General features: G+C 65.0%; 13 protein-coding genes. 7 read left to right on the top strand and 6 right to left on the bottom strand.

Features of this window, described 5'->3' with window-relative positions:
• Positions 1 to 111: 111 nt before the first annotated feature.
• The 5 genes from AC1DXS_RS05945 to AC1DXS_RS05925 form a co-directional block, all read right to left on the bottom strand.
• Complete coding sequence (locus AC1DXS_RS05945; protein ID WP_477736640.1) at positions 112 to 606, bottom strand: Lrp/AsnC family transcriptional regulator; 495 nt, start codon at positions 604 to 606, stop codon at positions 112 to 114.
• 32 nt (positions 607 to 638) lie between these two features.
• On the bottom strand, positions 639 to 1,982 hold the full coding sequence (locus AC1DXS_RS05940) for an aspartate aminotransferase family protein (protein WP_477736690.1): 1,344 nt from the start codon (positions 1,980 to 1,982) through the stop codon (positions 639 to 641).
• A gap of 5 nt (positions 1,983 to 1,987) precedes the next feature.
• The gene (locus AC1DXS_RS05935) at positions 1,988 to 3,034 is read right to left on the bottom strand and encodes a phosphotransferase (RefSeq protein WP_477736639.1); all 1,047 of its coding nucleotides are present in this window, start codon (positions 3,032 to 3,034) and stop codon (positions 1,988 to 1,990) included.
• The gene (locus AC1DXS_RS05930) at positions 3,031 to 3,696 is read right to left on the bottom strand and encodes a haloacid dehalogenase type II (RefSeq protein WP_477736638.1); all 666 of its coding nucleotides are present in this window, start codon (positions 3,694 to 3,696) and stop codon (positions 3,031 to 3,033) included. The genes AC1DXS_RS05935 and AC1DXS_RS05930 overlap by 4 nt, the downstream gene beginning before the upstream one ends.
• 91 nt (positions 3,697 to 3,787) lie before the next feature.
• Positions 3,788 to 4,735 (bottom strand): LysR substrate-binding domain-containing protein, encoded by a 948-nt coding sequence (locus AC1DXS_RS05925; protein WP_477736637.1) that lies wholly within the window; start codon positions 4,733 to 4,735, stop codon positions 3,788 to 3,790.
• 75 nt (positions 4,736 to 4,810) lie between these two features.
• Between AC1DXS_RS05925 and AC1DXS_RS05920 the strand changes: the two genes are divergently transcribed.
• The 4 genes from AC1DXS_RS05920 to AC1DXS_RS05905 all read left to right on the top strand — a co-directional run bounded on the left by AC1DXS_RS05920 (position 4,811) and on the right by AC1DXS_RS05905 (position 8,939).
• Positions 4,811 to 5,881, top strand: coding sequence for a four-carbon acid sugar kinase family protein (locus AC1DXS_RS05920; RefSeq protein WP_477736636.1), 1,071 nt, complete (start codon positions 4,811 to 4,813; stop codon positions 5,879 to 5,881).
• Positions 5,878 to 6,888: a 4-hydroxythreonine-4-phosphate dehydrogenase PdxA gene (gene pdxA / locus AC1DXS_RS05915; RefSeq protein WP_477736635.1), complete on the top strand. Its 1,011-nt coding sequence runs from the start codon at positions 5,878 to 5,880 to the stop codon at positions 6,886 to 6,888. The genes AC1DXS_RS05920 and pdxA overlap by 4 nt, the downstream gene beginning before the upstream one ends.
• Positions 6,889 to 6,923: 35 nt before the next feature.
• Positions 6,924 to 7,904, top strand: coding sequence for a cupin domain-containing protein (locus AC1DXS_RS05910; protein ID WP_477736634.1), 981 nt, complete (start codon positions 6,924 to 6,926; stop codon positions 7,902 to 7,904).
• Positions 7,905 to 8,021: 117 nt separating this feature from the next.
• Entirely contained in the window at positions 8,022 to 8,939 is a 918-nt protein-coding gene (locus AC1DXS_RS05905; protein WP_477736633.1) for a LysR substrate-binding domain-containing protein, read from the top strand.
• Here the strand turns inward: AC1DXS_RS05905 and AC1DXS_RS05900 are convergent.
• Complete coding sequence (locus tag AC1DXS_RS05900) at positions 8,920 to 9,810, bottom strand: GNAT family N-acetyltransferase (RefSeq protein WP_477736632.1); 891 nt, start codon at positions 9,808 to 9,810, stop codon at positions 8,920 to 8,922. The genes AC1DXS_RS05905 and AC1DXS_RS05900 overlap by 20 nt on opposite strands.
• A gap of 255 nt (positions 9,811 to 10,065) precedes the next feature.
• Here AC1DXS_RS05900 and AC1DXS_RS05895 point away from each other — a divergent pair, with 255 nt between their 5' ends.
• From AC1DXS_RS05895 to AC1DXS_RS05885, 3 genes are read left to right on the top strand one after another with little or no spacing between them, the layout of a single operon-like run.
• Positions 10,066 to 11,616 carry an aldehyde dehydrogenase family protein gene (locus tag AC1DXS_RS05895; RefSeq protein ID WP_477736631.1) on the top strand — a complete coding sequence of 517 codons (1,551 nt, stop codon included), beginning with the start codon at positions 10,066 to 10,068 and terminating at the stop codon, positions 11,614 to 11,616.
• On the top strand, positions 11,613 to 12,332 hold the full coding sequence (locus AC1DXS_RS05890; protein ID WP_477736630.1) for a cupin domain-containing protein: 720 nt from the start codon (positions 11,613 to 11,615) through the stop codon (positions 12,330 to 12,332). The genes AC1DXS_RS05895 and AC1DXS_RS05890 overlap by 4 nt, the downstream gene beginning before the upstream one ends.
• Before the next feature lie 20 nt (positions 12,333 to 12,352).
• Positions 12,353 to 13,678: an NAD(P)/FAD-dependent oxidoreductase gene (locus AC1DXS_RS05885; RefSeq protein ID WP_477736629.1), complete on the top strand. Its 1,326-nt coding sequence runs from the start codon at positions 12,353 to 12,355 to the stop codon at positions 13,676 to 13,678.
• Positions 13,679 to 13,729: the final 51 nt, after the last annotated feature.

The following is a 13,729-nucleotide window of genomic DNA, read 5'->3' as shown; positions in this document are numbered from 1 at the left end:
ACCGCCTGGTAAATATGGGGTTTTCAGTGAATTTTAGAGGTTTTTTCTCGAATTCATCCATCCGGTGAATTCAAATATTACCAAATAACTGTATTTATTCACAGCTCACGTTCAGCCCAACTGCGCCGCAATGAGATTGAGCGGATGCGTGCGCTTGCGCGATGACTGGCGCAGGACAATCCGGCTGGTGAACTTTCCGATCCCGATATCGTCCTGCAGCAGGCGCTCCATCAGTGCCTGGAAATGGGCGACGTTCGGCGCCACGATTTTGAGAAGGTAGTCGTAGCCGCCGCTGACGTTGTACCACTCGACGATTTCGCCGTGCTGGTCAATGGCCTGCTCGAACTTGCGGAAGTCCGGAGGCCGGTGGCTGCTGATCGTCACTTCGGAAAAAACCACCACGCAGTTGCCCAGCTTCTCCAGCGCGATGTCGGCGCCGTAGCCGCGAATCACGCCGATGTCCTGCAGCCTTTTCGTTCGCACCAGGCAGGGGCTCTGGCTGAGACCGACGGCTTCGGCCAGCTCGACGTTCGAGCAGCGCCCCTCGCGCTCCAGGTGCGCGAGGATTTTGAGGTCGAAGCGGTCCAGGGACATTGCGGCGGTCATGCGCGGATGGTAGCGCCGGATGCCGATAGCCGCTAGGCGGCCCGCGCTTCGGCCAGGGATTCGTCGAGCGCCTGGATGACGAGGCCGGCCTGCTCCGCCGACAGCACCAGGGGCGGACGGATCTTGAGCACGTTGTGCCCCATCGCGCAGGCGCTGATCAGCACGCCCTTGTCGCGCATGCGGTTGACCACCTGGCTCGTCAGGCTGCGGTCCGGCGCCCGCGACGCCCGGTCGGAGACGAGCTCAACCCCGACAAACAGGCCCGCGCCGCGCACGTCGCCAATGGCCTCGTGCCGCGTGGTAAGGGCGGCGATGCCGTCATGCAGAATTTTCCCCACTTGGGCGGCATGCTGCACCAGCCCGTCGCGCTCTATGGTGTCCAACACCGCCAGCGCCGCCGCGCAGGAAACGGTATTGCCCGCGAAAGTGTTGAAGTAGCGCGAACTCTTCCCGAATTCCGCCAGCACGTCGGCGCTTGCCAGCAGCCCCGCGATGGGTTGGCCGTTGCCCATCGGTTTGCCCATGGTGACGATGTCGGGCTGCAGGCCGTGGCGCTGGAAGCCCCAAAGGTGTTCGCCGGTCCGGCCGAAACCGGGCTGGACTTCGTCGGCGATGAAAATACCGCCGGCCCGCTTGATCGCGTCGACCGCGCCCTTCAGGAAACCCTGCGGTCCGGGGAGTATGCCGTCGCTGGTGAACAGCGAATCGACAATCAGCGCGGCGGGCTTGATGCCGTGGCGCTTCAGGTCGGCGATCGCCGCCTCGACGTCGCGGGTAAAGCGTTCGGCCAGGTCGGCGCCTGCGGCATGGTACAGGCGCGGCGCCGGCACCAGGCGCACGTGCGCGCCGAGGTCGACGCTCACGCCCAGCGAGGGCGAGAACTTGGACACGGCATCGGTGATGCCGTGGTAGGCGGTGTCGGTCACGATCATGCCGGTGCCGCCGGTGTGCACCTTGGCGATGCGATAGGCGAGGTCGTTGGCCTCGCTGCCCGTGCAGGTCAGCATCAGGTGGGCCAGGTCGGTCCCCGGCACGCTGGCAAGCAGGCGTTCGGCCAGTTCGAGGATCGTGTCGTGCAGGTAGCGTGTGTTGGTCGCCAGCGTCTGCACCTGCCGGCAGATGGCCTCGGTCACCGCCGGGTGGCAATGCCCCAGCGAGGTCACGTTGTTGTAGGCGTCGAGGTAGCGGCGCCCCTCGGGGTCGATCAGCCAGGCGCCTTCGCCCTTGACGATGTGCAGCGGCCGTTCGTACATCAGGCGGTAGGCCGGGCCGAGCAGGGCGTCGCGTCGCGCGATCATTTTCTCGGTGGCCGGGCCCACGTCGGCGCGGCCCGGGACATAGGCATTGACCATGTTGAGGTCTATTGTGCTTTTCATGCTTTTCATTGAGTGGCTCCTGTGGGTATGTGTACGCCGGCCAGCAGCCGGTCGCGTGCGGTGTCGCGGGAAAGATCGGCCATGTGGGACAGGCCTTCCCACGCCGCGGGGTTGTGTCGCATGATGTAGGCGCGGTTCTCGGGGTAGCGCGCGGCGCGCCATTCCGAAATCAGCGCCGTGATGAGGTGGCGTGTGGCCAGGAGGTCGGCAAGGACCTCCTGTTCGGCGCCGGCCAGCGGCAGCACCGCGTGGTAGGCGGCCACAAACTGGGCCGGCCCCTCGAAAGGGTCGGGGCAGCCGGCCATGTGGAAGGCGGCGGCCGTCGCCACCTCGCCGACCAGCGGCGCATGCACCATGTCGCCGAAGTCGATGATGCCCACGATGCGCGCTTGATCGTCGGGAGCGACCAGCACGTTGTAGAGGTGGTAGTCGTTGTGGATCACCTGGGAGCGCAGCGATGCCAGGCGCGGCAGCACGTGCACCTTGAAGCGCTCCATGAATACCTGGGCCAGCGCGCGGCGCTTGCCGTCCACGAGGCTGTCCAGCTGTTCGGTCAACCGGTGCGCCGTGGCGACGTTCCACAGCAAGTCATGCGCCGCGCCCGGATGCGCGAAGCCTTGCAATGCGCGGTTCAAACCGGCAAGCCCGGCCCCCATGGCATGCCGTTGCGCGGCAGTGCGCTCGGTCTGGCGGATCTGGATGCCGTCCAGGTAGCTCAGCATGCGCACGCGTGTCTGAACACCCTCGGCGAGCTTGATGGTGTCATGCGTGTGCCCTTGCAGTGTCCGCACGACGCGGGGCACCGGCTGCTCGGGCGCTGCGCGGGCAATGTGGTCGAGCGCCGCGATCTGGAAGTCGACCACCGCGGGCGGTTCGGAGGGGTTGCTGATCTTGAAGACGTAGCGACGGCCGTCTGACGCCTCCACCAGGCAGTTCTGGTCGCGTTCGCCCGCCAGCGGCTGGGTGCTGCCCTCGATGCCGTAGAGACGATGGACCAGCGCCTCCACCGCCGCGGGGGCCAGGTCGGGCGCGGTGGTGCTCAGCTGGGTCATAGGCCGAGCAGACCCGGAAGCTGGCGGACGTCGGTCAGCCTGCTGACGCCAAAGTTTTCGGAGGTCGGCTCGTGGCCGCGATCAATAAAAGCCTTGGCCATAAAGCCCAGGTCGGACGCCGTCATCAGGTCGTAGCGAAAGCTCGACGAGACATGCATCATCTGGTCGGGCGGGCAGCCGAGCTGGTCGAACATGTATTCAAAGGTCTGGAAGCGCGGCTTGTAGGCGCGCGCTTCCTCGGCGGTGTAAACCGCGTGGAACTTCGCCTTCAAGTGGGCGACGCTGGCCGGGATCAAGTCGACCATCGAATTCGAGAGGATCACCAGGGGCACGTGCGGCGCGATCACCTCCAGGACTTCGACGACGTTCGGGTGCGGTTGCCAGGTCGGGATGGCGTCGTACAGCGCCACGGCGTCCGACGGTTGGTAGTCGACACCGTGCGCCTTGCAAGCACGCCGGATCGAGTTTTCCACGACGTTGAAGAAGGGCTTCCACTCGCCCAATACCTCGTCAAGGCGATAGGCCCGGAAACTGTCGAGGAAGGCCGGCATGCGGCCGGCTGGCACGCGGTCTTCGAACAGGCGCCTGGCGGTGGGGCCCATCTCGAAGTTGATGAGCGTGCCGTAGCAGTCGAAGCTGATGAATTTGGGTTTGAATGTCATAGAAGATCCACACTGTTGGGGTGGATACAAGTCTATGAATTCGCCGCCTTTCGAAATGCCGCAATCACAGGCGGCTCAAGTGGAATCCGTTTCAATCCGGGGTCTTGCCGGAATTTTGCATGGTCCCGGTTTTCCGCTGCCGCGTCCGCGGCGCGCCCCCTGCGGAGTTCAGGTGGCTGAACTGCGCCAGCAGCCACTCTGCGAGCTCACACTCCACACCTAGCAGTTCACCAGCCCCCTGCCATATCAAGCCATACTGGCTGCCATCAGGGTCAAAGCCGGCAGGGGCCGCCAGGCTTCCCCGTTCCACATCGTCAACGACGAGTACCAGCGGACTCAGGGCGACACCCAGGCCTGCAGCCGCGGCCTCGACAATGAGGGCGTGATGGTCGTAGTAGCGGATTTCCGTGGGCCGGCGCGCCGACGGGTGGGCCTTCAGCCATTTCGCCCATGCGTCGGGCCGGGTCTTCGAACCGAGAGCCAGATAGTCGCCGCGTTCGAACTTCGGTACCCATTCCGGCCTCATCACCGGCCCGACCCTTTCGGCGAAAAGGGTCCGAACATTCCACGCCTCGGGCACGGCGAAATCCAGCCGTCGAATCGCGAGATCGACCTGGTTCTTGCGAAAGTCCACAAGCCCTCCACCCACGCTGAGGTGCAAGGCAATGCCTGGGTGTGCCGTTTGAAAAACCCCCAAGCGCGGAATGAGCCACCGCGCGGCAACTGAAGGCTCGCAGGAGAGCACCAGGGCGGTCTTCCCGGCACGGGTGGCACGCAGGCTTTGCACGGTGGCGCCCAGCTCGCCGAAAAACCGGCCGAGGGTGAGGTTGAGTGTTTCGCCGGCCGGTGTGAGCCGCAGGCCCCGCCCGTTCTTTTCAAACAGGCTGACCCCGATGTCATTGGCGAGTTTGGTGATGCGGCGGCTGACGGCGCCGTGCGTGAGTGCCAGCGAGTCTGCCGCCAGCCGGACCGAGCCCAGCCGCGCTGTGGCTTCGAATGCCCGCAGGTCGTCGAGGGAGGGGATGTCTGAACGATCCATTGGTGACAATGTATCACCGGTATCCCTCAGAAACTATCGCTTTTCATAGCTTGATGAGGTTTTGATAATTGATGCATGCGCACCGATCACCAGCCTAGCGACTCCAGTCAACTTAGCATAGCGATCCTCGCCGACGACCTGACCAGCGCGGCGGATGGCGCGGCGCCTTTTGTTGCCCGCGGCCTGACGGCGGCTGTCGGACGGGGCCAGCTTCCGCGCCAGGCGGCCGGGGTGGTTGCGGTTGACAGCGCTTCGCGGTCCGCGACGTCGTCGCAAGCATTCGAGCGGGTCGCCCGATTGACCGACCGGCTCGCCGGCCGGGACCTGCTCTACAAAACGGTGGACTCCACGCTGCGCGGCCACATCACGGAGGAGCTTGAAGCATGCTTTGCGGCGAGCGGCCGCAAATCCATGGTGTTTGCACCGGCCTTCCCCCAGGCCGGGCGTACGACGGTGGGCGGCATCCAGCTCGTTGACGGCATACCGGTCTCGCAGAGTCCGTACGGCCATGACCCCGTGCATCCCGCGCGGCATTCCGCGCTGGCCGACCTGGTCCCGAAGCGCATCACCCATGTCACGCTGCTCGATGCGCTGACGCAGGAAGAACTCGACGCGCAGATCGCTTCCATCGAGGAGCCGGAGTCGGTCCTCTGGGTTGGCTCTCCCGGGATGGCTGCGGCGCTGGCGCGGCGTTTTGCGCCGGCGAAGACTCCGGCGCCGTTGATCGATGCCATCAGCAACGATGTCCTGGTCGTCATTGGGAGCGCGAACCTGCGCAGCCATATACAGGCCGACCGGCTCCAGCAGGCCGGCGGCGTCAAGCTGCTGCGCGGACCCAGGACGCGCGAGCAGGACCCGGGCGCGCTGCTGCGCCGTATTGCGCAAGATGCGGCAGGGCAGCTTCAAGACCCACGCTTCGGCGCGTTGATCGCCACCGGCGGCGACACGATGGAAGCCATCCTGGACCTTCTCAATGTCCGTGAGTTTGAGATCCTGCAAGAGCTTGATCCCGGATTCCCGCTGGGCCGCGCCAGGCTTGGCGATGGGCGCTCGCTCCTGCTGGCCATGAAGGCCGGCGGTTTTGGCGGCGATGACGCCCTGGAGCGCGCTGTCGCGCGGATACGTGGAGCAACCCAAACCTTATGAACGGATTCACTGTGAAAAATATTTCCCCCCCGCTTGCCCTGACCATGGGCGACGCATCCGGCATTGGGCCGGAGATCGTGGCGAAGGCATTGGCGAAGGGCGGCGAACGCGTCGTCGTGTTCGGCAGCCATGTCGTGATGCAGGACGCCGTGCGCCGGCTCGGGCTGGACATTGAGGTGCGGCGTATCGAAGCGCCCGATGCGGCCCGGTTCCAGCCGCGGGTCATTGAAGTCATAGAGGTCACCCGCATCACCGAGCCGACGCCCGTCGGGCAGATCAGCGCGATTTCCGGGCAGGCCGCCTTCGATGCCATCGTTGCAGCCATCGCGGCGGCGAAGTCCGGCGAAGTGAGCGGTGTCGTCACGGCGCCGATCAACAAGGAGGCGATGGCCAGCGCGGGAATTCGCTACCCCGGCCATACGGAAATCCTGGCCGACTACGGCGGCGCCAAGCGCGTGGCGATGATGCTGGCGAATGACGACATCCGCACGGTGCTTGTCACGATCCACACGTCGCTGCGCAAAGCGATAGAACAAGGCGATTTCGACGCCCAGATGTCCGCCATCCGGCTTGCGCACGAAGGTGGGAAGGCGCTCGGCTTCGCGGCCCCGCGTGTCGCCGTGGCGGGCCTTAACCCGCACGCTGGGGAAGGGGGGCTCTTCGGGGACGAGGAGATCAGGATCATCCGGCCCGCCATCGACGCGGCCCGCGCCGAGGGCATCGATGCCACCGGCCCTTATCCGGGCGATACGGTCTTCATGCAGGCGCGCCAGGGGCGATTCGACGTTGTCGTGGCCCAGTACCACGACCAGGGGCTGATCCCCGTGAAGTACCTTGGGCTGGAAAAAGGCGTGAACATCACGCTGGGCCTGCCCTTCGTGCGCACCAGCCCGGATCACGGCACGGCATTCGACATCGCGGGCAAGGGTGTCGCGGACCACGCAAGCCTGGAAACGGCGCTGGCCTATGCAAAGCGCCTCGTCGCCGCGCAAACCAAGACGAACTAATTCAAAAAGTCAAAAGTCAAAAAGGAAGCACCATCATGGGCCTACGTTTCATCTTCATGCTTACGCGCAACGACCGCACGGTTCCGGATGCGTCACAGCAACTTCAGACCGCGCTCAGCCTTGGCGTGCGGCACATGGGGTTCAAGGACATCGGCTTGCCAATCGAGCAACTGAAGGGCCTCAATGCGGCCATCAAGGCGGGCGGGGCAACCTCCTATCTGGAAGTCGTGTCGCTGGACCGCGAAAGCGAAATTGTGTCGGCAAAGGCGGCCGCCGAAATCGGTGTTGACGTTCTTCTGGGCGGCACGCGGGTGGACGACGTGCTGCCTATCATCAAGGGCACCGGCATCCAGTACTTCCCGTTCGCCGGCCGGATCACCGGCCACCCCAGCGTGCTGGAAGGCAGCATCGAGGAAATTGTTGAAAGTGCCAAGGCGATCACCGCGAAAGACGGCGTGCATGGCCTGGACCTGCTGGCATACCGTTCGGCGGAAAACGTGCCCGAGTTGATGAAGGCCGTCTGCGCGGCGGTCTCCAAGCCTGTCTTCATGGCGGGTTCGATCGATACCCCTGAACGGATTGCCGTCGTCCGGAATGCCGGCGCAGCGGGTTTTACGATCGGGACCGCGGCTTTGGACGGCAAATACCCGGCCAGCGGGAAGGATGTGCCAAGCCAGCTCAGCGCCATCATTCGCGACGTCGCCGCCCTGAACAAACACCTTTCGCCGGTTCACAAGAAGAATCTGTCAGCTGCGTCTGCCGGCAAAACCGAGGGCCAGGTCAACAAGCTGCAATTCAGGGTTGCCAGGTTTGAGGGAAGCTCTCCCTGGTCATTTCAGCGGCACGGCGATGAGCTGTTCTTTGTTCATCGCGGGCGCCTGCTCATGAGGTTTCGCGACCGTGAAGAGATTGTGGAGCCGGGCGAGTTCATCGTGGTACCGCATGGCGTCGAGCACTGTGCGGTGGCTTTGGACGGGGAGGCGTCTGAAGTGTTGCTGGCAACCACGACTGCTTAGCCTGGCTCGCGCCGGGTGGTCGTAGCGCGCCCCGTGCTCCTGGCAAACGCCCGCGGTATCGGACCGCGGGTTTATGCAGTTAAATACATGTTTCGCCGTTATTAATACAAGGCTGACATGAACTACCGCCAGATCGAATGCTTTCGCGCCGTCATGCACACAGGGTCGATGACGCTGGCCGCAGCGCAGCTGCACACGTCGCAGCCGAACGTGAGCCGGGCCATCGCGCTGCTGCAGCGCGAGACGCAACTGAATCTGTTCGAACGTGTCGGGCAGCGCGTGGTCCCCACGCCTGAAGCGCAAGCGCTGCTGAAGGAAGTGGACCGCGTTTACGTGGGGCTGCAGTCCATCGGTGCGGCGGCGGACCGCATCCGCACGCTGGGCGTCGAAGGCTTGCGAATCGCCGTATCACCCAGCATCAGCATCAGCCCGGTGCCGCGCATCCTGCAAGTCTTTCGCGGACTGCGCCCGCGCGTGCCGGTCGTGGTTCACACGGCGGACTCCGCGACGATCTGCAAGTGGGTGTCGTCCGGCTATTACGAGCTCGGCCTGGTCGGCTACGTTGCGCTGCCGCAGGAGGTCGACACCGAGCTCGTGTATTCGGAGCGTGCCGTGTGCATCGTGCCGCGTGGGCACCGGCTGGGGCGCAAGCGCAAGGTCGGTCCTTCGGACCTGGCCGGCGAGTCGTTCATATCTTTTGCGTCCCCGGACGTGATGCGCGCGGCCATCGACAAAGTCTTCAGTCCCGAGGTGCGCAGGCTGGAGATCGAAACTTCGCTGGCGACGGCGGCCTGCGCGATGGTGGCGCGGGGCCTGGGCGTCAGCATCGTGGATCCGGCGATGCTGAGCGAGCTGGCGCTCACGGGCGTGCATGCGCTGGAGTTCGAGCCGGCGATCCACTTCAACTGCCACGTGGTGCGTGCCCCCCAGCAGCCCGCGCAGGCGCTCGTCGCGGACTTCCTCGAGGCCGTGCGCATCGTGGTGGGTGGCCCGGAAAACACCGCCCGCAAGAAGGTCAGCCGATCGCCTGGGTGACCAGGGCCCAGCCGCCCTGGGCAGGACCCCGCCCCGGCACGCGGCCGCGGACCATGATGGTCCCACCGCCGACGCGCGGCAGCCCCAGGCTCTCCAGCCAGGGCGACAAACCGCTCATGGCGTACACGTCGACGCGCACGAAGCCCTCGGTATGACGGCAGCAATCGGAGATCAACGCGCGTGCGGCGTCGAAATCCGGCGCCGCCACCGGCCCGACGAGATGTCCGTGGCCAAAGCGGCGAAGCACGGCGAAGCCGGCAGCGTCGCCGCCGCGCTCTAGAACAACCGTCCTTTCCTGGGCGAACAAGCGGCGAAGCAGCTCGCCGCGCGGCATGCCCGCGCCACGGGCATCCATCGCGATCAGGGATTCGACGTCGGCATCCGCCAGCGGCCGCAGACGGTCCCCCTCACGCCCCGCCAGCGCCGGAACGGCCGCAAGTACACCTTGGTGCTGGTCGATCTCGCCTGCAGGGACGAATCCCAGACGCTTATACAGGCCGCGGCCTGCCACGGTCGCGTGCAGCAGTACGTCTCGTGGGGACAGCTGATCGAGCAAGGTCTCCATCATGCGGTTGCCGATGCGCTGGCCCTGCAACTCGGGCGCGACGATCACCAGGCCGATGGTGGCGTAGTTGCCAAATTGCCAGGACAGTGCGGTGCCCAATATTTTCCCGTCGCGTTCGGCGACCACGCCTTGCCCCAGCGACAACGCAAATTGCCAGTCCTCGATCCGGTGCGACCAATTCAAGGTGCTGGACAAGGCGTGCGCGGCCGGCAGGTCGCCTGGCTCGAACGGGCGCAGGCGGGCGGCATCGGTTGTGGCCGTGTCTTCGGAGGGCTTGACTGTGATGGTGGTGGAGGCGGATGTCATGCGGCCGAGTATCGGGATGCAGGCCCATGCAGTCCAATAAAAATTCCAATGTCATTCATTCCGATTTGATATGCGATCCCACGGTCTACGGACTCCTATCAGGGGTTACCCGCATCCTTTTGGCTTACTCATTCAATACATATCAATCTTGTATGAATATCGCAAAAACTTATATTTGACCGCATGAATCGGCATTCCGATACTCCGGGACATCAAGTCATTCCGATGACTCCCACCAACCGGATGCCCCTAACCATGACCACACAACTGACCGCGCCCTTGGCCCCAGTGCATGTGGGTTTGATTGTCGAACGCCTCAAAGCCGAAGGGCGCCTGGATCGCCTGTTCATAGACGGCGAGTGGGTGCTGCCCGCGGGGCAATCCCGGGCCAGTGTTATCGATCCCTCGACCGAAGAGCCCGTTGCGGACATCGCCTTGGGCAACGCGCAGGACGTTGACGTGGCGGTGGCCGCCGCCCGCGGCGCCTTTGCGAGCTGGTCCGTCAGTTCCGCCGAAAGCCGGGCCTTGCTGCTCGGCCGCATCCACACCTTGATCCTCGAACGGACCGAACTGTTCGCCCAGGCGATCTCGCTGGAGATGGGCGCCGCCATCGGGTTTGCGCGCAGCACACAGGTGCCGGTCGCGGCCGAGCACATCCGCGTGGCCCGTGACAACCTGGCCGGCTATCCCTTCCTCGCCCACCGGGAGGGCGTGGCCATCCTGCGCGAGGCCATCGGCGTGTGCGGCCTGATCACCCCCTGGAACTGGCCGCTTTACCAGATCACCGCCAAGGTCGGTCCCGCCCTGGCGGCTGGATGCACCGTCGTCCTCAAGCCCAGCGAGCTGTCGCCCCTGAGCGCCCTGCTGTTTGCCGAGGTGGTGCAGGACGCCGGCATCCCGCCGGGCGTGTTCAACCTGGTGAGCGGCAATGGACCCGAGGTCGGCGCCGCACTGTCGGCGCATCCGGACGTGGACATGATCTCTATCACCGGCTCGACCCGGGCCGGCGTGCTGGTCGCCCAGGCGGCGGCCGCTACGGTCAAGCGCGTGGCCCAGGAACTCGGCGGCAAATCGCCCAACGTGATCCTGCCGGACGCCGACCTGGCGCGCGCGGTGCCGGCGGGCGTGGCGGCCGCCTTTCGCAACGTCGGCCAATCGTGCAGCGCGCCGACCCGCATGATCGTGCCGCGCGAGCGCCTGCAGGAGGTTGAACGGATCGCGCTGGAAGCGGCCTTGAACTTCGCCGTGGGCGATCCGCGCTCGCCGCAAACCACGCACGGCCCGGTGGCCAACCGCGCCCAGTTCAACCGGGTGCAGGAAATGATTGCCACCGGGATCGCCGAAGGTGCGCGCCTCGTCTGCGGCGGCCCCGGCCGGCCGGAGGGCCTGGAGCGCGGCTTCTATTGCCGCCCGACCATCTTCTCTTCAGTGCATTCGCAGATGCAGATCGCGCAGGAAGAAATCTTCGGGCCGGTGCTGGTGATCATCGCCTACGACAACGTGGACGAGGCGGTGGAGATCGCCAACGACACGGTCTACGGCCTGGGCGCGCACGTGCAGGGCCAGGACCTCGCCGTGGCGCGGGCGGTCGCGGCGCGCATCCGCTCGGGGCAGGTGCACATCAACTACCCGGCCTGGAGCCCCCATGCCCCTTTTGGCGGCTACAAGCGCTCGGGCAATGGCCGCGAATACGGCATCGAAGGCCTTGAGGAATACCTGGAGACCAAGGCGATCCTGGGTTTTCAGGACGCCTCGATGCCCAGTACGACAGTCAAATCATCGCGCAATGCGCAGGAGCAATCATGACAGTGGCCTTAATGCTGCACCGTGCCAACGGCGCACCTGTTTCAACCTCTCTCCGCCGGGCGGCGTTCGGCAAGGACGACCCCTTTGCGCGAAATCGCGAAATCGCCTGGGAAGGACCCGACGCGATGGCCGTGGGCCGAACCAGCTTCATTGGTGAGCTCGACGTCGCAAGCTATCCCCACATCGAAACCATCGTCGTGTCGGAAGGCGAACTGACGTTGACGGCGGCCGGAGCGGCCCCGCTGGTGCTCGGCCCCCAAGCGGGCGCCGTCATCGGATGCGGCACAACGCTTCGCATCCACGCCGCATCCCGTGTGCAGTTTTCGTTTTGCGCGGCCGCTTGCGACAAGCCGACGAAGCACAGCCTTGTCCCCTTGCGCGCCGACGCCGACTTCAAGCCGTCCGCAACACTGCCGCCGGAGGCGCTGCTGGGCCCGGCCCCGGAATGCCGCAGCGACAACGTCTTTACCGAGGAAAGCGTGGAGTACCGCGCGGGTACCTGGGATTCAACTCCCTACCACCGGATCGTCCGGCCGCATCGCCAGAACGAGTTCATGCACCTCGTGGCCGGCAGCGTGCGATTCGCCGCGCCCGATGGCAGCGTGCTGTCGGCAAACACCGGCGATGCGCTTTTTGTGCCGAAAGGCGTATCGGTCGGATGGGAAAGCAGTGATCGCGTGGCGAAGTTCTTTGTGGTCCAGGCCGTCCAGGCGTGAACGGGCGAGCAGTGTCCATCATGAGCCCTCCACTGAACCTTATCAACACCTCGGCCAAGCCGCCGGCCTATGCGGACGCCGTCGTGATCGGCGGCGGCATCATCGGCGTCTTCACCGCTTATTACCTGGCCCAACGCGGGCTGTCCGTTGTCGTGGTCGAAAAAGGACGAATTGGCGCTGAACAATCGAGCCGCAATTGGGGCTGGTGCCGACAGCTCAATCGCGATGAGCGCGAGCTGCCCATGGCCAGCAAGGCCCTTGAACTCTGGGAGCAGTTTGCCGCCGACACGGGGGAAGACACAGGTTTCAATCGTTGCGGCTTGCTGTATCTCAGCGACGACGAAGCGCAGATTGCGCAATGGGAGCGTTGGCACGAATTCGGCAAGGCAGCCGGCGTGCCCACCCAGGTGCTAAGCGGTCGTGACGCAACCGAACGCGGGCGGGCGACCGGCCGCACATGGAAGGGCGGCATTTTCTCGCCCACCGATGGGACTGCCGATCCTTCCAAGGCCGCGCCGGCCGTGGCTTCGGCTCTCATGAAGCTCGGTGGTACGGTGCTGCAGCACTGCGCTGCGCGTGGAATCGAGCTTGCAGGTGGTCGCGTCAGCGGTGTGGTGACTGAAGCCGGCACCATCAAGACCCGTACCGCAGTGCTGGCAGGCGGCGCTTGGGCGTCGTCTTTCTGCCGCCAGCTTGGCATCAGCTTTCCGCTGGCTACCCTTCGACAGTCCATCCTTCGCGTGGCATCGCAGGCGCAGCAGTTGCCCCGCGCCCTGACGACGTCGCGCGTATCCGTCACCCGCCGCAGTGACGGCAGTTACGGCTTGGCTATCAGTGGGCGCGGGCGCGTAGACCCGACGCCGCAATTTTTGCGCTTTGCTTCGAAGTTCATTCCCATGTTCGCCAAGCGTTGGCGCAACGTGGCCCCCGGCGGCCTGGAAGGCCTGCGCAGCGGACACGAAACACTCAAGAAGTGGCGCCTGGACCAGCCCACTCCGATGGAGCGTATGCGCATCCTGAACCCCCGGCCGGATGCGAGAACGATCCACAAGACATTCGAACGTGCCACCCAGTTGCTGCCCGCGCTGCGTGATGCCCGCATCCTCAATGCCTGGGCAGGCTACGTGGATTGCACGTACGACGGCGTGCCTGCCATTGGTGAGGTGCCGGAGGTGCCGGGGTTTGTGCTGGCTGCAGGCTTTTCTGGCCATGGCTTTGGCATCGGTCCCGGTGCGGGCTACCTGGTCGCCGACCTGGTCACGGGCGCCCGACCCTTCATCGATCCCACCTCGCTCAGCCCTCAGCGCTTCGATCAGTCGGCCTGGGGCAAGGTCGCAGAGTTTTAAGCCATTTCTACAACGTACAGAGATTCGAACTCTCAATCCCTTTCAATCCCT

The organism is Polaromonas sp. P3_B1 (genome assembly GCF_056402935.1).
Note: the sequence above shows the minus strand (reverse complement) of the source record. Positions and strands in the feature narration are given on the sequence as shown.